The 18,134-nt window shown below is 75.6% G+C and carries 17 protein-coding genes; 8 read left to right on the top strand and 9 right to left on the bottom strand.

Features of this window, described 5'->3' with window-relative positions:
• Positions 1–90 precede the first annotated feature (90 nt).
• Positions 91–1,215, top strand: a complete 1,125-nt coding sequence (locus ACFVTF_RS15635) for an amidohydrolase (RefSeq protein WP_387813893.1) — start codon at positions 91–93, stop codon at positions 1,213–1,215.
• A 115-nt stretch (positions 1,216–1,330) separates the two neighbouring features.
• Here ACFVTF_RS15635 and ACFVTF_RS15630 read toward each other — a convergent pair whose 3' ends face one another.
• From ACFVTF_RS15630 to ACFVTF_RS15600, 7 genes are all read right to left on the bottom strand, one after another.
• Positions 1,331–2,092, bottom strand: coding sequence for an AMP-binding protein (locus ACFVTF_RS15630; protein ID WP_387813891.1), 762 nt, complete (start codon positions 2,090–2,092; stop codon positions 1,331–1,333).
• Positions 2,092–2,316 (bottom strand): phosphopantetheine-binding protein, encoded by a 225-nt coding sequence (locus ACFVTF_RS15625; protein WP_063349844.1) that lies wholly within the window; start codon positions 2,314–2,316, stop codon positions 2,092–2,094. The genes ACFVTF_RS15630 and ACFVTF_RS15625 overlap by 1 nt, the downstream gene beginning before the upstream one ends.
• Positions 2,317–2,321: 5 nt before the next feature.
• Positions 2,322–2,963 (bottom strand): isochorismatase family protein, encoded by a 642-nt coding sequence (locus tag ACFVTF_RS15620; protein ID WP_371520185.1) that lies wholly within the window; start codon positions 2,961–2,963, stop codon positions 2,322–2,324.
• Between the two features lie 13 nt (positions 2,964–2,976).
• Positions 2,977–4,668 (bottom strand): (2,3-dihydroxybenzoyl)adenylate synthase, encoded by a 1,692-nt coding sequence (locus tag ACFVTF_RS15615; protein ID WP_387813889.1) that lies wholly within the window; start codon positions 4,666–4,668, stop codon positions 2,977–2,979.
• A 20-nt stretch (positions 4,669–4,688) separates the two neighbouring features.
• Complete coding sequence (dhbC, locus tag ACFVTF_RS15610) at positions 4,689–5,840, bottom strand: isochorismate synthase DhbC (RefSeq protein WP_387814120.1); 1,152 nt, start codon at positions 5,838–5,840, stop codon at positions 4,689–4,691.
• Positions 5,841–6,157: 317 nt separating this feature from the next.
• Positions 6,158–6,943, bottom strand: a complete 786-nt coding sequence (locus ACFVTF_RS15605) for a 2,3-dihydro-2,3-dihydroxybenzoate dehydrogenase (protein ID WP_387813887.1) — start codon at positions 6,941–6,943, stop codon at positions 6,158–6,160.
• Positions 6,944–7,229: 286 nt separating this feature from the next.
• The gene (locus ACFVTF_RS15600) at positions 7,230–8,417 is read right to left on the bottom strand and encodes a CapA family protein (protein ID WP_387813885.1); all 1,188 of its coding nucleotides are present in this window, start codon (positions 8,415–8,417) and stop codon (positions 7,230–7,232) included.
• Positions 8,418–8,744: 327 nt separating this feature from the next.
• Here ACFVTF_RS15600 and ACFVTF_RS15595 point away from each other — a divergent pair, with 327 nt between their 5' ends.
• The 3 genes from ACFVTF_RS15595 to ACFVTF_RS15585 all read left to right on the top strand — a co-directional run bounded on the left by ACFVTF_RS15595 (position 8,745) and on the right by ACFVTF_RS15585 (position 11,704).
• Positions 8,745–9,971: a M48 family metalloprotease gene (locus tag ACFVTF_RS15595; protein WP_387813883.1), complete on the top strand. Its 1,227-nt coding sequence runs from the start codon at positions 8,745–8,747 to the stop codon at positions 9,969–9,971.
• Positions 9,972–10,002: 31 nt separating this feature from the next.
• Positions 10,003–10,425, top strand: a complete 423-nt coding sequence (locus tag ACFVTF_RS15590) for a MarR family winged helix-turn-helix transcriptional regulator (RefSeq protein ID WP_371520172.1) — start codon at positions 10,003–10,005, stop codon at positions 10,423–10,425.
• A 94-nt stretch (positions 10,426–10,519) separates the two neighbouring features.
• The gene (locus ACFVTF_RS15585; protein ID WP_387813881.1) at positions 10,520–11,704 is read left to right on the top strand and encodes a PP2C family protein-serine/threonine phosphatase; all 1,185 of its coding nucleotides are present in this window, start codon (positions 10,520–10,522) and stop codon (positions 11,702–11,704) included.
• Positions 11,705–11,766: 62 nt separating this feature from the next.
• Here the strand turns inward: ACFVTF_RS15585 and ACFVTF_RS15580 are convergent, their stop codons facing one another.
• Positions 11,767–12,555 (bottom strand): SDR family NAD(P)-dependent oxidoreductase, encoded by a 789-nt coding sequence (locus ACFVTF_RS15580; RefSeq protein WP_387813879.1) that lies wholly within the window; start codon positions 12,553–12,555, stop codon positions 11,767–11,769.
• 123 nt (positions 12,556–12,678) lie between these two features.
• On the bottom strand, positions 12,679–13,608 hold the full coding sequence (locus ACFVTF_RS15575; RefSeq protein ID WP_387813877.1) for an NADP-dependent oxidoreductase: 930 nt from the start codon (positions 13,606–13,608) through the stop codon (positions 12,679–12,681).
• Positions 13,609–13,755: 147 nt separating this feature from the next.
• Between ACFVTF_RS15575 and ACFVTF_RS15570 the strand changes: the two genes are divergently transcribed.
• From ACFVTF_RS15570 to ACFVTF_RS15555, 4 genes are all read left to right on the top strand, one after another.
• Positions 13,756–15,201 (top strand): LuxR C-terminal-related transcriptional regulator, encoded by a 1,446-nt coding sequence (locus ACFVTF_RS15570; RefSeq protein ID WP_387813875.1) that lies wholly within the window; start codon positions 13,756–13,758, stop codon positions 15,199–15,201.
• 13 nt (positions 15,202–15,214) lie between these two features.
• Positions 15,215–15,706, top strand: coding sequence for a protein phosphatase (locus ACFVTF_RS15565; protein ID WP_387813873.1), 492 nt, complete (start codon positions 15,215–15,217; stop codon positions 15,704–15,706).
• Positions 15,707–15,960: 254 nt separating this feature from the next.
• On the top strand, positions 15,961–16,713 hold the full coding sequence (locus tag ACFVTF_RS15560) for a (5-formylfuran-3-yl)methyl phosphate synthase (RefSeq protein ID WP_371522903.1): 753 nt from the start codon (positions 15,961–15,963) through the stop codon (positions 16,711–16,713).
• Between the two features lie 8 nt (positions 16,714–16,721).
• Positions 16,722–18,125, top strand: coding sequence for an aldehyde dehydrogenase family protein (locus ACFVTF_RS15555; protein WP_387813871.1), 1,404 nt, complete (start codon positions 16,722–16,724; stop codon positions 18,123–18,125).
• Positions 18,126–18,134 lie beyond the last annotated feature (9 nt).

Below are 18,134 nucleotides of genomic sequence, written 5' to 3'. Positions count from 1 at the left end.
ACGCCTAGTTAGGTTAGCCTAATCTAACTTCATATGATCTGGTCAACGGCCCCCCAGTGCGGGGGCCCTGACACCACGGAGGCGCCGCCCATGCCCCTGACCGCGACCAAACAGGCCGTCCGCGAACGCATCCACGCGCACCGCGCGGAACTGCTCGCACTCAGCCACCGCATCCACGCCCACCCCGAGACCGCGTTCGAGGAGCACCGCGCGGCCGCCTGGTGCGCCGAACTCCTGCGCGCCCACGGCTACGCCGTCACCGCGCCCGCGCACGGACTCGACACCGCGTTCACCGCGAGCCTCGGCAGCGGGCCGGTCACCGTCGCCCTCGTCTGCGAGTACGACGCGCTGCCCGGCCTCGGGCACGCCTGCGGGCACAACCTGATCGCCGCCGCCGGCCTCGGCGCGGCGCTCGGCCTCGCCCCGTACGCCGACCAACTCGGGCTCACCGTACGGGTGATCGGCGCACCGGCCGAAGAGCGCGGAGCCGGAAAGGCACTGCTGCTGGAGGCGGGCGCCTTCGACGGCGTGGACGCGGCGATGATGGTGCACCCCTGCCCGGTCGAGGTCGCCGACTTCCGCTCCTTCGCGCTCGGCACCCTCTCCGTCCGCTACACCGGCCGCGCCGCCCACCCGAGCCTCAACCCGCACCAGGGACGCAACGCCGCCGACGCCCTCACCGTCGCCCAGGTCGCCCTCGGGCTGCTGCGCCAGCACCTGCCGCCGCAGTGGCGGGTGCACGGCATCACCACCGCCGCCGGCACCGCACCCAACCTGATCCCCGACAGCGCGAGCGCGGAGTACGAGATCCGCGCCTCGGCGGCCGAGGACCTCGCGCAGCTGCGCGCCCGGGTCGAGGACTGCTTCCGGGCCGGGGCGCTCGCCACCGGCTGCGAGGTGACGCTCGACCGGCCCGAACCGGACTACCTGGACATGCGCTCCGACCCCGCCCTGCTCGACCTCTGGCGGGCCAACGCGGCGGCGCTCGGCCGGCCGGAACCGGTCGAGAGCGGGCCGTTCGCGTGCACCGACATGGGGAACGTCTCCCACGCCGTGCCCGCCATCCACCCGGTGCTGGACATCACCGGCGGCGCCTGCGCCCCGCACGAGGCCGCGTTCGCCGAGGCCGCGGTGGGGGCGGAGGCCGACCGGGCGGTGCTGGACGGAGCGGTCGCCATGGCCTGGACGGCGGCGGACCTGGCGGCTGACGGCTGACGGCTGACAGATGACAACTTTCAGATAACAGATTTCATCATCTGTCATCTGAAAGTTGTTCGCTGAACGTCGTCACCTGTTCGCCGCCCCAGCCCCGCCCCCGCCCCCGCCGCCGTCAGCCGCCCAGCAGCGCGGCCGGCGACGCCCGCACCGCCGTGACGCCCAGCTCCCGCACCAGCTCCCCGACCTCGCCCGGCCGCTGCGGGTCGGCCAGCACCACGGCGGCGCCGGTCCGCAGCGGCCAGAGGAACTCCCAGAGCGGCAGGCCCAGTTGCAGCACCCGGTCGCCCGGGCCGAGCGGGTGGGCCGCCTGGAGCTCGCGCACCCGGCGGTCGGCCTCGGCGTGGGTGAGCCGGACGGCGTCCGGGCGCCCGCCCGGGCCGTACCCGACGCACAGCAGGTGCTGCGGCGTGAGCGCCCGGGGCGGGTCGGTGGCCAGCTCGCCGTCCACGTCCAGCCCGGTCAGCGCCTCCGGCACCCCCTCCCCCAGCACGCAGACCGGCGCGGTCTCCGCGAGCAGCCGCTCCCGGCGCCCGGGTGCGTCCGCCGGGTCCAGCGGCAGGTACGCCGCGCCGGACTTGACCACCGCGAGCAGCGCGGTGAGCAGCTGCGCCGGGTGGCGGGCCGGCGCCAGGCCGACCACCGCCCCCGGCCGGGCGCCGCGCGCGGCCAGGGCGCGCGCCAGCCGGTTGGCCGCGGCGTTCAGGTCCCGGTAGGTGACGACCGCGCCGCCCGCGAGCAGCACGGCGGGGGCGTCCGGGGTCCGGGCGGCCTGCGCCTCGACCGGCCCGACGACGGTGGTCGGCGGGTACTTCGCCGCCCGGTCCGTGCTCGGGGGCGCCTGCGGCCCGGCGGCCTCCAGCAGCACGGTCTCCATCAGGCCGCGCCGAGCAGTGCGGCCCAGGCCTCGACGGCCGGGCGCTCGGCCAGTTGCACGAACGCCACCTCGGCGCCCTCGGCCCGCCAGCGCTCGGCGAGCGCCATCAGCCGGACCGAGTCCAGGCCCCAGTCGGCCAGGTTCTCGTCCAGCGGGACGTCCGCCGGGTCCTCGCCGAGCAGGTCGGCGACCTCGGCCCGGATCCGCTCCACGGTGAAGGCCATGCCCGTCACTTCCCTTCCAGCATCGCGAGGACGGCGTCGGTGGTGGTGACCTGCCCGCAGCGGCCGGCCACCCAGGACAGCGCCGCGCGGTGCTCGTCCGGGCCGAAGTCGGCGACCGCGTCGGCCACCACGAAGGCCGGCAGGTCGCGCATCCAGGCGTCGCAGGCGGTGGCCTGCACCCCGATGTGCGCGTACACGCCGGTGATCACCAGCTGGTCGCGGCCGTGCTCGCGCAGCAGCCGGTCCAGATCGGTGCGCACGAAGGCGCTGTACTTCCACTTGGTGAGCAGCGTGTCGCCCGGTGCGGGGGCGACGGCATCGGCGATCGCCGTCGCGCGCGGGTCGTCCGGGATGCCCGGGCCCCAGAAGTCCTGCTGGAGGCCGCGCTCGGCCGGGCTCTGCCCGCCGGGCTGGGCCGAGTAGAGCACCGGCATGCCGTGGGCGCGCGCCGCCTCGGCCAACCGGCCGACGTTCCCGAGGAGTTCGGGCACCGGCGCGGCGGCGGCGTCGAAGGCGTCCAGGAAGTGGTTCTGCAGGTCGTGCACCAGCAGCACGGCGCGGTCCGGATCGACCGTCCACTCGACCCGGTTGGCGGGCAGTTCGGTGGCGGCGGGCAGGGGATAGGAGGGAATGCGGGGCAGGCCCACGGTGGTCTTTCCTTCAGTGAGTAGGGAGTGCGGCCGCGATGGCGGCGCGCAGGTCCTTCTTGCTGACCTTGCCGATCCCGGTGGCGGGGAAGGCGTCGACGAACTCGACCCGGTCCGGCACCTTGTACTCGGCCAGTCCGCGCTGCCGTACGAAGCGCTTCAACTCGATGCTCTTCGGCGGCTGTTCGCGGTGCTCGGTACGCAGGACGACGTAGGCGCAGGTGCGTTCGCCGAGGTAGGGGTCGGGCATCGACACCACCGCCGCGTCGTGCACGGCGGGGTGGGCGAGCAGGTGGTTCTCGATCTCCTCGGCGGCGACCTTCTCGCCGCCCCGGTTGATCTGGTCCTTGGCCCGGCCCTCGACCACCAGGTGGCCGGTGGGGGTGCGGCGGACGAGGTCGCCGGTGCGGTAGAAGCCGTCGGCCGTGAAGGAGCTGGCGTTGTGCTCGGGCGCGTTCCAGTAGCCGCGGATGGTGTACGGGCCGCGGGTGAGCAGGTGGCCGGTGACGCCGTCGGGCAGGTCGCGGTCCTGGTCGTCGACCACCCGGACCTCGTCGTCCGGGGAGATCGGCCGGCCCTGGGTGGTGGTGATCAGCTCCTCCGGGTCGTCCAGGCGGGTGTAGTTGACCAGCCCCTCCGCCATCCCGAACACCTGCTGGAGCGTGCAGCCGAGCACCGGGCCCACCCTCCGGGCGGCCTCGGCGCTGAACTTGGCACCGCCGACCAGCAGCACCTCCAGGCTGTCCAGGTCACCCGCGCCGGGGCCGCCCGCGTCGCGCTCGGCGGCGTCCAGCCAGAGCAGGGCCAGCGGCGGCACCAGGCCGGTGATCGTCACGCCCTCGCGCTCGATCAGCGGGAAGGCCGTCTCCGGGTTGGGCCGCGGGCACAGCACCACCCGGCCGCCCGCGTACAGCGTGCCGAGCGAACCGGGCGAGCTGAGCGGGAAGTTGTGGGCGGCGGGCAGCGCGCACAGGTAGACGCTGTCCTCGTCGAGCGCGCACAGCTCGACCGAGCCGCGCAGCGAGTAGATGTAGTCGTCGTGGGTGCGCGGGATCAGCTTGGGCACGCCGGTGCTGCCGCCGGAGAGCTGGAGGAAGGCGACGCTCCCGGGCTCCGGCTCCTCGGCCGGCCCAGGCCCGTCGCAGGGCACGTCCGCCAGCCGGAGGTGCTCGCCCGGGTCGTCCCCGGCCACCAGGACCAGCCGCAGTGCCGGGCTCTCCGCCTTGACCTTGGAGGCCAGTTCGCGGTAGTCGAAGCCGTTGTCGACGGCCGCGACGACGTAGCCGGCCGCCCCGGTGAAGGAGCAGAAGTAGCCGATCTCGGTGGAGCGGTGGGCGGGCAGCGCGAAGACCGGCAGCGCGCCGATCCGGAACAGTGCGAAGACCACCTCGAAGAACTCGGCCACGTTGGGCAGTTGGACCACCACGCGGTCGCCGCGCCCGATCCCCCGGGCGAGCAGCCCGGCGGCCATCCGGTCGGCGCGGCGGTCGAGTTCGGCGTACGTCCAGCGCCGCCCCTCCCCCGCCGGGTCGACGATGGCGATCCGCTCGCCGTGCGCGGCGGCGCGCTCGCGCAGCATCCGCCCGAAGGTCTCGCCGCGCCAGTACCCGGCGGCCCGGTAGCGCTCGGCGAACTCGGCGGGGTACGGGGTGAACGCGGCGTCCTGGACGGAGGCCTGGTCCACGACGACACCCTGGTCCTGCATCGGAAAGCTCGTCGGCGCCGTCACTGCGACACCCCCGCGGCGTCCAGGAAGGTGCGGAACTTGGCACTGGTCTCGGCGAGTTCGTCCTCGGGCCGGGACCGGTCGACGACGCCCGCACCCGCGTACACCCGCAGGGTCCGCTCGTCCGCCTCCGCGCAGCGGATGGTGACGACCCACTCGCCGTCGCCGTCCGCGTCGCCCCAGCCGACCATGCCGGTGTACAGGCCCCGGTCGAAGGGCTCGACCTCGCCGATCACCCGCCGGGCGACGGCCGTCGGCGTGCCGCAGACCGCAGGGGTCGGGTGCAGGGCGGTGGCCAGCTCCAGGGCGGAGACCGCCGGATCGGCCAGTTCGCCGGTGATGGTGGTGGCCAGGTGCCACATCGCGGCGGTGCGCACCAGGGTCGGCCGCGCCGGCACGTCCAGGGTGCGGCAGTACGGCTCCAGCGCGACGCGGATCGCGTCCACCACGACGGCGTGCTCGTGCAGGTCCTTGGGCGATTCCAGCAGCGCGGCGGCGCGCCGGACGTCCTCGCCGAGGTCGGCGCTGCGCGGCACCGAACCGGCCAGCGGGTTGGCCAGGACGGCCGTTCCGCTCCGGGAGAGCAGGAGTTCGGGGCTGGCGCCGATCAGCGTCCGCCCGCCGCCGGCGGGGACGGCGAAGGTGTAGCCGCCCGGGTCGCGGCGGCCGAGCCGCTGGAGGATCGCGGGCAGGTCCAGCGGGCGGTCGGCGGTCAGTTCCAGCGTGCGGGCCAGCACGACCTTGCTCAACTCGCCGCCGCGCAGCCGCTCGACGGCCGCCGCGACGCCCGCGCCGTACGCGTCCGGCTCGGGGATCGGACGCACCTGCCAGTCGACCGGCTCGGCCGGCGGCGCGGGCAGCGCGATCAGCGGGTCGTCGCGCAGCGCCCCGGCTCTGCGGACTCTCTCGGGGACGGCGAGTTCGACCCGGCTGTCGTGGTCGAACGCCACCGCGCCGACCACCAGCGGCCGTTCGACCCCGGCGCGACGGGCCTCGGCCAGCGTCGCGGCGACCCGGACGGGCAGCGGGCGCTCGTCCTGCGGGACACGGGCGTGCACCCCGGCGGTGAGCAGGGTGCGGGTCGGCGAGGCGAAGAACGCCTCGTCGGCCGCGGCCCGGTACTGGCCGAGCAGGCCGCTGGCCGCGCCGATGACGGCGTGGTCGGGGGCCGGGGCGGAAGCGTCGGCCGGCCCGGCGGGGGCCGGGGCGGCGGGGGCCGGGGCGGCGGGGGCGGGAGCGGCGTGCTCGACGACACCCCCGGCGGGGGCGTGGTGCACCGTGGTCACCGTGAAGTCTCCAGTCTGGGACGGTCTGGACGGTCTGGGCGTCGGGGCGGAAGGACAGGGTGAAAGGGCGGGGTGGAAGGACGGGGAGGGCGGTCAGGGCATGGCCGACGCCCGGGGGTTGCCCGGGGCGCGGAAGGGAGCGGAGGGAAGCGGCGAGGAAGGCGTGGGGACGGCGAGGGCGCTCAGGCGCGCAGGGTCGCGCCGCCGTCGACGTAGAGGTCGTGCATGGTGATGTGCCGGGCCCGGTCGGAGGCCAGGAAGACCACCGCCTCGGCGATGTCGGCGGGTGCGGCGATCCGCCCGAGCGGGATGCCGACCCGCCAGGCGCCCAAGTCGCCGTCGATGACCCGCCGTTCGGCGGCCTCGGCGTCCTCGGCCCAGAGCGCGCGCTGCATCTCGGTGTCGGTCGAGCCGGGCGAGACGATGTTGCACCGCACGCCGGAGCGGGCGAGTTCCAGCCCGAGGCAGCGGGTGAACATGGTGGCCGCCGCCTTGGACGCCGCGTACGCGGCCATGCCGGCGCGCGGCACCCCGGCGGCGTTGGAGCCGACGGTGACCACGGCGCCGCGGCCGCGGTCGGCCATCCGGCGGCCGACCGCGCGGCCGGTGTGGAAGACGCCGGTGGTGTTGACCGCGAAGGTCTCCGCCCAGTCCTGGTCGGTGAGTTCGACGACGGGTGCGGTGCGCAGGATCCCGGCGACGTTCACCAGCGCGGCGATCGGCCCGAGTCGGCGCTCGATCAGGTCGACCGTGTCGTCCACCGCCCGGCCGTCGGCGACGTCCAGGACGTACGGGTGCACGGCGGGCGACTCCGCCGCGAGGGCGGCGAGCGGGCCGGGGTTGCGGTCCACCGCGGCGACGACGGCACCCTCGGCGACGAGCGCCCGGGCCACGGCCGCACCGATGCCCTGCCCGGCCCCGGTGACCATCGCGACGGCACCGGCGAATTCGGACTTCTGCACGGACATCCCCTCCGACCAGCAATATTAGGTAAGCCTAACCTAACACATATGTTCGGCTGCGCCGATTCCCTGTGTCGCCGTCAACTCACCGCCACCCCCTCGGCCCCGGTCCGATCGCCGCCGTTTCCGGGCACAGCAGGACGAGACGTTTCGTCTCGCCGAGACGGCAGGCCGAACCTCTTGGAGCCGCGGTGCCGCGGCGGCCGGAGGCCGGAGAACTGCCGGACGGCGACCGGGAGCTGATGGCGGCTCCCGGTGGATCACGAGAGGGCCACGGGCCCCCGGAGGCGACTCAGCCCGTCGCGCCCGTAGCGCCCGTCACCGGAGCCGACGGCGCCGCCGGGGCCGGGGCGAGGCCGGTGCAGCCCCGGAGGCCGTCGCGGCGCTTGCGGGCCGCCTCGGCGGTGGCGCCGGTGACGGGGACGGGAACGCCCTTGTCGTCGATGGTCGCCGGGGCGAAGGCCTCGCCGGTGACCTTGCCGTCGCGGGTGAGGGTGAGGGTGGTGACGCCGGTCTCGTTGGAGAAGGCGTAGTTGGAGGTGCCGTACCAGAGGAAGTTGCCGAAGCCGTAGCCGATGTACGTGTTGCCGAGCATGCCCGAGCCGACCATGGTGTGGGCGTGGGTGCCGACCACGGCGGTGGCGCCGGCGGTGGCGAGCTTCTTGGCGATGGCGGTCTGCGGGCCGGTGGGGCAGGCCTTGCCCTCGTCGCCCCAGTGCAGGTAGACGAGGACGACGGGCGCCTGCTGCTTGGCCGCCTCGACCGCCTTGACCAGCGCGGGGACGTCCAGCGCGGAGGCGATGCCCGGCTTGTTTGCGCCGGCCCGCCACTTCTGGTTGGTGAGGTCCTCGACCTGGCTGGCGGCGACGACGGCGACCTTCACACCGCGCACGGTGGTGACGTACGGGGCGTACGCCTCCTTGGCGTTGCGGCCGACGCCGACGACCGGGATCGGCGAGGAGTCCTTGGCGGCGAGGGTGTCGGTGAGGCCGTCGGCGCCGAAGTCGACGGCGTGGTTGTTGGCCATGGAGACGACGTCGACGCCGGAGTCCTTGAGCGCCGAGAGCGCCTTGGGCGAGGTGCGGAAGGTGTAGGTCTTCGGCTCGGGGGCGCCGCGCCCGGTGATCGCCGTCTCCAGGTTGAGGACGGACAGGTCCGCGTCGGCGAGCGTCCGGGAGAGCGGGCCGAGGGCCTGCTCGGGCGGCTGGACGGCGAGCCGGGCCTCGGTGCGGCCCTCGAAGTGGACGTCTCCGGCGAACGCGACGGTGATGCTGCCGTCGGGCCGGGGCGCGGCGTTCTTCCCGGCGGCGGTTCCGGACGGCGTCGCGCCCGGGCTGGTGGAGGTGCCCGCCGCCCCGCCCGAGGAGGCCGCGGCCGAGCCTGGCGCGGCGGCCGGCGCCGGGGCGGGGTCGTCGGGCCCGCAGGCGGCGACGGCGGTCAGGCCGACGAACAGCGCGACGGCGGCCGCGGCACGGCGCATGAGTGGTTCCCCCCGGGTCGATCCAGAAGCGGTCAGCCTACGGCACGGCTTCCGCACCCATCCGCCTCGGTTCCGCAACATTCCGAGCACAAAACCGGCGGGCCGGACACCCGCCCCCGAACACCCCCTCCCGAACACCAGCAGCCACCGAACCCCCACCACCGAACCCCCACCACCGGGCACCAGGCACCGAACACCCGCGACCGAACACCCGCGGCCGGACACCAAAGGCTGGAGCACCGGGCGCCGAGGACTGAGCGCCGCCCCCGCGCGGTAGGAGATGCTGAACCGCCCCCGTCCGCCAGATCCCGGAGCCGCACCCACCCCATGGACGACACCGACACCACCGCCTCCGCCGGCCCCACCGGCCGCCCGCCCGCCGACTTCACCCCCGCCGAGCGCGCCCGCGGCCGCGCGCTGCGCCGCGCCCAGCTGCCCTGGGCACTGGGCGGTCGGCTGGCGGGCCTGGCGCTCACCCTGCTGCTCGGCCTGACCCCGGCCGGGGCCGGCCTGGTCTCGGCCGTCGGCGGCTGGTTCGGCGGCTCCCGGACGGCCGGGGTGCTGGCGGGCGCGGCGGCCCTGGTGGTGCTCGGCCAGGCGTTGCAGCTGCCCTTCGGCGCCCGGCTGCGGGTGGTCCGGGCCCGGTACGGGCTGGTGACGCAGGGCTGGGCCGGCTGGGCGGTGGACGCGCTGCGCGGCCTGGGCCTGGCCCTCGTACTGGTCCTTCCGCTCGCGCTCGGGCTGTTCGCGCTGACCGCCTGGTCGCCGCGGCACTGGTGGCTGCCGGCGGCGGGCGCGGCGGCGGTGCTGACGGGGGCGCTGTCCTTCCTGCACCCGCTGCTGATCGAGCCGGTGTTCAACCGCTTCGCTCCGATGCCGCCGGGCCCGCTGCGCAGCGCCCTGCTGGCGCTGGCCGAGCGGGACGGCGTACGGGTGCGGGACGTCCTGGTGGCGGACGCCTCGCGGCGGACCACCGCGCTCAACGCGTACGTGTCGGGGCTGGGCGCGACCCGCCGGATCGTCGCGTACGACACGCTGCTGTCGACGGCCACCCCGCGCGAAGTGGAACTGGTGGTGGCGCACGAGCTGGGCCACGTGAAGCACCGGGACGTGCCGTTCGGCACCCTGCTGGGCGCGGTGGGCGCGGCGGTGGCGGTGGCCGTGCTGGGGGTGCTGGGATCCTGGCAGCCGCTGCTGTCGGCGGCGGGGGCGACGGATGCGGCCGATCCGCGGGCGCTGCCGCTGCTGGCGGCGTGCGCGGCGCTGCTGGGGGCGCTGTCGGGGCCGGCCCAGTGCGCGGTGAGCCGCCGGATCGAGGCCAGGGCGGACCGGCACGCGCTCGAACTGACCTCGGACGCCGAGCAGTTCGTCGCGATGCAACGCAGACTGGCCTTGGCGAACGTCTCCGATGTCGACCCGCCGAGGGCGCTTGAGCTACTGTTCGCCACTCACCCGAGTGCGACCCGCCGGATTGCCGCCGCCCGCGCCTGGCAGGCCACTCAGGGACAGGGAGGCCCGGAGCGGCGCGCGGACCCGAGGGAATCCGTTGTATAGTGCAACAAATATCGAGGAGGTAGGAACGCCCGTGCCCGGCCGCCAGTCGTCCATCGACGCCATCCAGCGCGAGCTGACCGCCTTCGCCCGGCGCGCCCGGCACAAGGCCTCCCAGCTGCACCCCGACCTCTCCCTGGTCACCTACAGCATCCTCGACCTGATCACCGAGCGCGGCGGCTGCCGGGCCGCCGACGTGGCCGCCCATTTCATGCTCGACAAGTCGACCGTCAGCCGCCAGGTCACCGCCTTGGAGAAGCTCGGCCTGCTGCGGCGCGAGGCCGACCCGGACGACCAGCGCGGCCAGATCCTGCGCGCCACCGAGGCCGGGCTCGCCCTGCTGCAGGACGCCAACGAGCAGCGCCGGCTGGCCTTCACCGCCCGCTTCACCGACTGGTCCGACGAGGACGTCGCCCGCTTCGCCGCCTACCTGGCCCGCTACGGCGAAGAGGTCTGAGACCCCCTGTACGGGGTGCGGCCGGGGGCCTCCGGGGTGCACCCGAGGAGCGCCCGGGGTGCGCCCCACCGCCCCGACGGTGTACAGAGGAAAGGTGCCACTCCGGCAGCGTCCCCGTGACCCGCAGCCCCGCGACCGCCCGCGCGACCGCCGCCGCCCCCGGCGGCCCGACCGCCGCGCGCTGACGGCGCTGTCGCTCGCGCTGATCGTCGTGATCACCGTCGTCGACATCCTCTCCCCCGCGCAGATCCACCTCGGCCCGCTGCTGATCGTCGCCCCCGCGCTCACCGCCTCCTACGCCGGCGCCCGGGCCACCGCCGGCGTCGCCCTGCTGGCCCTCGCCGCGCTCACCGTCATCGGCATCACCCGGGACGGCCTCACCAGCGCCAACATCGAGACCCAGCTGGGCGCGCAGGTCGTCGTCTCCGCCCTGATCATCGGACTGCGGGCGCTGCGCGAACGGTACGAGCGCGAGCTGGCCCAGGTCCGCTCGGTGTCCGAGGCCGCCCAGCGGGTTCTGCTGCGCCCGCTGCCGGACCGGATCGGGCCGCTGCACCTGGCCTCCGTCTACCTCGCCGCCGAGGCCGAGGCACAGGTCGGCGGCGACCTGTACGCGGCCGCCCGCACCGCCACCGGCACCCGGCTGCTGGTCGGCGACGTCCGCGGCAAGGGCCTGTCCTCGCTCGGCGACGCGGCCCTGCTGCTCGGCGCCTTCCGCGCCGCCGCCCACCTGCACGCCGACCTGCCCGGGCTCGCCGCCTACCTGGACGGCAGCGTCTGCTGGGACCTCGCCCAGCTCGGCGAACAGGCCCGCCGGCGCCGCCTGAGCGGCGAGGCCCCGGACGAGGCGGCCCCGCCGGAGGACAGCGGCGAGTCCTTCATCACCGCCGTCCTGCTCGACATCCCCGACGACGGCACGGCCGTCCGGCTGATCGACTGCGGCCACCCGCCCCCGCTGCTGCTGCGCCCCGACGGCATCACCACGCTCGCCGCCCGCCACCCGGCGCCGCCGCTGGGCCTGGGCGAGCTCGCCCCGGTCCGGTACAAGGTGGAGACCTTCCCGTTCCACCCGGGCGACCGGCTGCTGATCTACACCGACGGCGTGATCGAGGCCCGCGACGCCGACCGGCGCTTCTACCCGCTCACCGACCGCGTCACCGCCTGGCAGGACGAACGCCCGACCGCCCTGCTCCACCACCTGCGCCGCGACCTGCTCGCCCACGTCGGCGGCCGGCTGGACGACGACGCGGCGATGGTCATCGTCGAGCGGCTTCCCTAGCCCCCCGGCTCCCCTGGCTCCCCCGGCTCGCCCGCCCGGTCGGGAACGCCGAGGGCCGACGGCTACTGCGCGAGGTAGCCGCCGTCGACGGGCAGCACCGCGCCGGTGATGAAGGAGGCGTCGTCGGAGGCGAGGAACAGGACGGCCGCCGCGACCTCCGCCGGGGCCCCGAGGCGGCCCATGGGGTGGCGCTTCTCGATCGCGGCGAGGTACTCCGTCCCGCCGGGTTCGTCGTACAGGCGGGCGACGCGGTCGGTGGCGATGGTGCCGGGGGCGACGGCGTTGATCCGGATGCCGCGGTCGGCCCATTCGACGGCGAGGTGCCGGGTGAGGCCGGAGGCGACGAACTTGGCGGGCCCGTAGACCGCCTGGCCGCGCTGGCCGGCCTCGCCGGAGATGGAGGAGACGCAGACGATCGCCCCACCGGGCCGCTCCTGGGCGGCCATCGCCTGGATGCCGTACTTGCAGGTGAGGAACATGCCGCGGCCGTCGACCGCCATGACCTGGTCCCACTCCTCGGCGGTGGCCTCGGTGACCTCCATGAGCGGGATCACCCCGGCGTTGGCCACCAGGACGTCGAGGCGGCCGTGCCGTTCGACGGCGGCGTCGACCATCCGGCGGGCGTCCTCGTCGCTGGCCACGTCGCCGACCACCGTGCTGACGGCGTGCGGGAACCGGTCGGCCAGCCGGCGCAGGCCCTCCGCGTCGATGTCGGTGCCGACCACCGACGCGCCCTCGCGCACGAAGCGTTCGGCGACGGCCCGGCCGATGCCGTTGGCCGCGCCCGTCACCACGCAGGACCGCCCGGCCAGGCGGCCCGCCGACTCCCCTGCTGCGTTCTCAGTCACCATGCCACCGGACTCTACCGATTCCGCGTCAGGAAGCCCGGTGCATCGACCAGTTGATCAACACACCGGGCCGACCGCCCGGTCGCCGACGGCTCACGGCTCCGACGACTCACGGCTCCGACGGCCTCAGACCGTGAGCACGATCTTGCCGCGCAGGTGCCCGTGCTCGCTGACCCGGTGCGCCTCGGCCGCCTCCGCCAGCGGCAGCACCTGGTGCAACGGCAGCCGCAGGGTGCCCGCCTCGTGCAGCGCCAGCACGGCGGCGTAGGCGCGCTGGTGGTAGGGCTCGACGCCCTCCACCCCACCGCTGAAGCGGACGCCGTACTCGGCCGAGCCGGCGAAGTCGACGATCGTCACCACCCGGTCCGCGGAGCCGGTCAGCTCGATGGAGAGCGGCAGCACCCCGCCCTTGCCTGCCGCGTCCAGCGCCCGGTCCACCCCGCCCGGGGCGGCGGCCCGCACCCGGTCCGCCAGGCCGTCGCCGTAGGCCACCGGGATCGCGCCCAGCTCGCGCAGGTAGCCGTGGTTGGCCTCGCCGGCGGTGCCGACCACGGTGATCCCGCGTGCCCGGGCCAGTTGCAGCAGCAGGGTGCCGACCCCGCCGGCCGCGCCGTGCACCAGCAGCGTCTCGCCGGCCCGCACGCCCAGGACGCCGAGCACCCGCTCGGCGGTCTCGGCCGCCACCGGGATCGCCGCGGCCTCCTCCCAGCTCAGCGAGGCGGGCTTGCGGGCCAGCAGGTCGGCGTCCACGAGCGCCTGCTCGGCGTACGCGCCGCCCATGACGGCGCCGAACACCTCGTCGCCGGGCGCCCACGCGGTCACGTCCGGGCCGACGGCCTCCACCACGCCGGCCAGCTCGTAGCCGCCGACGTGCGGGAAGGAGACCGGGAAGGCCGCCACCATCGAGCCGCTGCGCACCTTGTGGTCCAGCGGGTTGACGCCCACCGTGCGGACCGCGACCCGCACCTGGCCGGGGCCCGGGGCGGGCAGCTCGACGTCGGTCGGGCGCAGCACGTCCGTGCCGCCGTACTCGGAGAAGGCGATCGCCTTGGTCATGGAATGTCCTTGCGGGTTCGGTGAGTTGTTTCTTCCGACGGCTCCATCCTGGATCGTCCGGGGTGAGCGCCAGGCCCGCCGTTCGGACGGTTCCACCTGTCCGAACGGCCAGGCCGCCACCGCGGCCCCCGGGCTAGGCTGGCCGGCATGGGCGACGGCACCGGCGCCGACAAGGGCGTGCGCGACGAGACGGGCGAGGACGTGGACGTGGACGGCGGGGACCTGGACTCCGGGAACGGGGACGGCGGGAACGGGGACGGCGCGGACGAGCGGTGGCGGCAGCACTGGGGCCGCCCCGAGGAGGCGCTGGCGCGGGCCGTCGAGGTGCTGCGCACCCCCCGGCCGCACCTGATGGACCGGCTCTCCGAGGTGGTCGCCACCCTCGTCCCGCACGTCGCGATCGCCCAGCTCAGCGGCATCTGCACCTACTCCCCCACGCTCGCCTACGGCCCGCCCGAGCTGACCGCCGCCGTCAGCGGCCTGGAGCTCGCCAAGCTGGCCGAGACGACCACCCCGGCGACGGCCGACGGCCGGGCCTGGCAGGGCGAGGCGCAGCTGGCCGGGCGGGCGAGGTCCGTCGTGGTGGTCACGGCGTCGGCGTCGGACGCCACCACCGCGGTGCTGGTGCTGGTCCGGGACGGCGGCGCCGACCCGGTGGCGGCCGGGGCACTCGCCGTCCTCCAGCAGCTGTGGGACTTGGTCACCACCCACTCGCACCACCGCGCCACCGACGCCGGCCCCACCCACGCGGTGGCCTCCCGGGCCTCCGCCAACGCCCGGGCCCGGGCGATCGCCGAGTTCACCGGCTCCCACGGCGCGGCGCTCACCGCGATCCTCGCCCCGCTGCGCTCCGCCGCACTGGACGACGCCACCGCCCGCCGCGCCGCCACCGAACTGGCCGTGACGGCGCTGCTCGACCTGCGCCGGGGCGCCGACCTGGACCGGGCGCTCAGCGAGGAGCCCGCCGACGCCGCGTTCGCCCGGCTCGACCAGCAGTTGCGCCCGCTGCTGCGGCACACCCGGGTGCGGCTGGACGTGGCGCCGCCGGCGGAGGCCGACCGGTCCGTGCCGGCGGACACCGCGCACGCCGCCCGGGACGCCGTCCGGGCGGCCGTCCTCGTGATGCTGGAGCAGGACGCCGTGACCAGGCTGCACGTGAGCTGGCGGTTCACCGGTGACACGCTGCGGGCGGCGGTCCGGGACGACGGCCCCGGCCTGCTGGCCGCCGACGCGCTGGCCGTCCACCGCACCGCCGACCGGATCGCCGCCCTCGGCGGGCGCTGCGCCATCGAGGCCGTCCCCGGCTGGGGCACCACGGTGAGCGTCGACCTGCCGCTCGGCCTGCCCGAACAACCGCTCGCCACCGACCCGTTGGACGGCCTCCAGCCGCGCGAGCTGGAAGTGCTCGACCAGCTGGCCCAGGGCCGGCGCAACCGGGACATCGCCGCGGCGCTGCACATCAGCGAGTCGACGGTGAAGTTCCACGTCGCCAACATCCTGGCCAAGCTCGGCGTCTCCTCGCGCGGCGAGGCGGCGGCCCTGGCCCACCGGGCCGGGATGCCGGGTACCCCTGCCCTGCACGTGGCGTCCTGAGGAGAACCGCGAGATGACCGAGACCCCCGAGACCACCGAGACCGCCGAGACCCCCGGGCCGACCGGGCCGAACGGGCCGAACGCGCCCTGGGACCCGGCCGCCCCCGGCGTGCTGCGCCTGCCCTCCGGCCGGCTGCTGCGCGGGCGCGGCCTCAGCCGCCCGCTGCCGCCCGGCCCGCACCCCTCCTTCGGGCTCTACCTGCTGGGCCGCCCGCCCAAGCCGTTCCCGTGGGAGGGCCGTTGGGTGCACTGGCCCGACTTCCGGCTCCCCGCCGACCGGGCGGACGCGGCCGACGCCTTCCGCGAGGTCTGGCGGCGGTCGGCGACCGAACACGTCGAACTCGCCTGCGCCGGCGGCCACGGCCGCACCGGCACCGCCCTCGCCTGCGTCGCGATCCTGGACGGCGTCCCGGCCGCCGAGGCCGTCGCGTACGTCCGGGAGCACTACGACCGGCACGCGGTGGAGACGCCCTGGCAGCGCCGCTTCGTGGAGCGGTGGGCCTGAGGCCCGAGTGGCCGCCCCGGGCGGCCGGGAGCCGGCATCCCACCCCCGGGCCCCGACCGCACTCGCGTGCGACGGGTTCGAACTGGCGTGTCCGGCGCGTCGGGTGGTGATCGCGCCACGGCAGTGATCCGTTCGGGCTCCGCGCGCCCTACCGGGGGCCACGGGCCGAAGGAATGATGAACAGACCGCACGTGATCCAGACGACTCCGCACACCTGCCCCCGGCCGGTGGACCTGCGGTGGAAGGAGCCCACGTTGTTGCTGCTCATCTCCCCGGACAGCGTCGAGGAGGCCCTCGACTGTGCGAAGGCGGCGGAGCACCTCGACATCGTCGACGTCAAGAAGCCGGACGAGGGCTCGCTCGGCGCGAACTTCCCGTGGGTGATCAGGGAGATCCGTGACGCCGTCCCGGCGGACAAGCCGTTGTCCGCCACCGTGGGGGACGTCCCGTACAAGCCCGGCACGGTGGCCCAGGCCGCGCTCGGTGCGGCCGTCTCCGGCGCCACGTACATCAAGGTCGGCCTGTACGGGTGCACGACGCCCGAACAGGCCGTCGACGTCATGCGAGGGGTCGTCCGGGCCGTGAAGGACTACCGGCCGGACGCGTTCGTCGTCGCCTCCGGCTACGCCGACGCCCACCGGATCGGCTGCGTCAACCCGCTCGCGCTGCCCGACATCGCCCGTCGCTCCGGCTCCGACGCGGCCATGCTCGACACCGCGATCAAGGACGGGACCAGGCTGTTCGACCACGTTCCGCCCGAGGTCTGCGCGGAGTTCGTCCGGCTGGCCCACGAAGCCGACCTGCTCGCCGCGCTCGCGGGCAGCGTCAGGGCGGCGGACCTCGGCACGCTGACCCGCATCGGCACGGACATCGTGGGGGTGCGCGGGGCCGTCTGCGAGGGCGGCGACCGCACCGCCGGAAGGATCCGGCCGCAGCTGGTGGCCGACTTCCGGGCGGAGATGGACCGGCACGCCCGGGAACACGCTGCCGTCACCGCCGCGAGTTGACCGCCGGCATGCCGACGAGCCGGCCCGACCGCCCGCCCGTGCCCGACGGCGGGCGCTTCGCCGTCGTCGACCCGGCGACGGGCGAGGCCTTCGCCGAATCCCCCGACCAGCAGCCGGACGTGCTGGACGCCGTCGTCGGCCGGGCCCACGAGGCCTGGCGCGGCTGGCGGGCCGACCCCGCCGCCCGCGCCGCCGCGTTGCGCGCGGCAGCCGACGCCGTGGAGGCGGCCGGAGCCGACCTCGCCCCACTGCTCACCCGGGAACAGGGCAAACCCCTGGCCGAGTCGGCCGCCGAGGTCGCCCGGACGGCGGCCCGCCTGCGCTACTTCGCCGACCTGGCCCCCGCGCCCCAGCCGATCGCGGACGGCCGTCCGCTGCGCAGCGAGATCCGCTGGCGGCCGCTGGGGCCGGTCGCCGCGATCGTCCCGTGGAACTTCCCGCTCCAGCTCGCGGCGGCGAAGTTCGCGCCCGCGCTCGCCGCGGGCAACACGATGGTGCTCAAGCCCTCCCCGTTCACCCCCCTCGCCACCCGGCTGCTGGGGTCCGTCCTCGCCGCCGCCCTCCCCGAGGGCGTCCTGACGATCGTCACCGGCCGCGAACCCCTCGGCGCCCGGCTCGCCTCCCACCCGGGGATCCGCCACGTGACCTTCACCGGTTCGGTCCCCACCGGGCGGGCCGTCGCGGCGGGCGCGGCCGCCTCGCTCGCCCGGGTCACCCTGGAGCTGGGCGGCAACGACGCCGCCGTCCTGCTGGACGACGTGGACGTGGACCGGATCGCGGACCGGCTGTTCTGGGCGGCGTTCCGCAACTGCGGGCAGGTCTGCATGGCGGTCAAGCGCGTCTACGCCCCGGCCCGGCTCCACTCCCGCGTGGTCGAGGCCCTCGCGGAGCGGGCCAGGAGCGTGGTCGTCGGCGCCGGACTCGACCCGCTCACCCAGCTGGGGCCGGTCAACAACGCCCCCCAGCTGGCCAGGGTCGAGCGCTACACGGCCCGGGCCCTGGCAGGCGGCGCCCGGGCCGCGGCCGGTGGCCACCGGCTGGACCGGCCGGGCTACTTCTTCGCCCCGACGGTCCTGGCCGACGTCCCCTGCGACAGTCCGGTGGTGACGGAGGAGCAGTTCGGCCCGGTCCTGCCGGTGCTGCCGTACCGGAGCGTCGACGAGGCCGTCGAGGCGGCCAACGACACCGGGTTCGGGCTGGGCGGCTCGGTGTGGGGGACGGACCTCGACCGGGCCGAGGCGGTGGCCGACCGGCTGGAGTGCGGGACGGCGTGGATCAACCACCACGCCGAACTGTCCCTCGCCCAGCCCTTCGCGGGCATCAAGGACAGCGGTGTCGGCGTCGCGGGCGGGCCGTGGGGGCTCTACGGGAACCTCAGGCCGTTCGTCGTGCACCGGCCCGAGGAGGCCTGACGATCCGGA

Source organism: Kitasatospora sp. NPDC057940, from assembly GCF_042887425.1.
In the GTDB taxonomy this organism is placed as follows: Bacteria; Actinomycetota; Actinomycetes; order Streptomycetales; family Streptomycetaceae; genus Kitasatospora.
Note: the sequence above shows the minus strand (reverse complement) of the source record. Positions and strands in the feature narration are given on the sequence as shown.

Excerpts from the sequence above, each read along its gene's own strand:
- ACFVTF_RS15635 (WP_387813893.1), top strand. The coding sequence starts at position 91 with ATGCCCCTGACCGCGACCAAACAGGCCGTCCGCGAACGCATCCACGCG.
- ACFVTF_RS15630 (WP_387813891.1), bottom strand. The coding sequence starts at position 2,092 with ATGGAGACCGTGCTGCTGGAGGCCGCCGGGCCGCAGGCGCCCCCGAGC.
- ACFVTF_RS15625 (WP_063349844.1), bottom strand. The coding sequence starts at position 2,316 with ATGGCCTTCACCGTGGAGCGGATCCGGGCCGAGGTCGCCGACCTGCTC.
- ACFVTF_RS15615 (WP_387813889.1), bottom strand. The coding sequence starts at position 4,668 with ATGCAGGACCAGGGTGTCGTCGTGGACCAGGCCTCCGTCCAGGACGCC.
- ACFVTF_RS15605 (WP_387813887.1), bottom strand. The coding sequence starts at position 6,943 with ATGTCCGTGCAGAAGTCCGAATTCGCCGGTGCCGTCGCGATGGTCACC.
- ACFVTF_RS15600 (WP_387813885.1), bottom strand. The coding sequence starts at position 8,417 with ATGCGCCGTGCCGCGGCCGCCGTCGCGCTGTTCGTCGGCCTGACCGCC.
- ACFVTF_RS15595 (WP_387813883.1), top strand. The coding sequence starts at position 8,745 with ATGGACGACACCGACACCACCGCCTCCGCCGGCCCCACCGGCCGCCCG.
- ACFVTF_RS15580 (WP_387813879.1), bottom strand. The coding sequence starts at position 12,555 with ATGGTGACTGAGAACGCAGCAGGGGAGTCGGCGGGCCGCCTGGCCGGG.
- ACFVTF_RS15575 (WP_387813877.1), bottom strand. The coding sequence starts at position 13,608 with ATGACCAAGGCGATCGCCTTCTCCGAGTACGGCGGCACGGACGTGCTG.
- ACFVTF_RS15570 (WP_387813875.1), top strand. The coding sequence starts at position 13,756 with ATGGGCGACGGCACCGGCGCCGACAAGGGCGTGCGCGACGAGACGGGC.
- ACFVTF_RS15565 (WP_387813873.1), top strand. The coding sequence starts at position 15,215 with ATGACCGAGACCCCCGAGACCACCGAGACCGCCGAGACCCCCGGGCCG.
- ACFVTF_RS15555 (WP_387813871.1), top strand. The coding sequence starts at position 16,722 with ATGCCGACGAGCCGGCCCGACCGCCCGCCCGTGCCCGACGGCGGGCGC.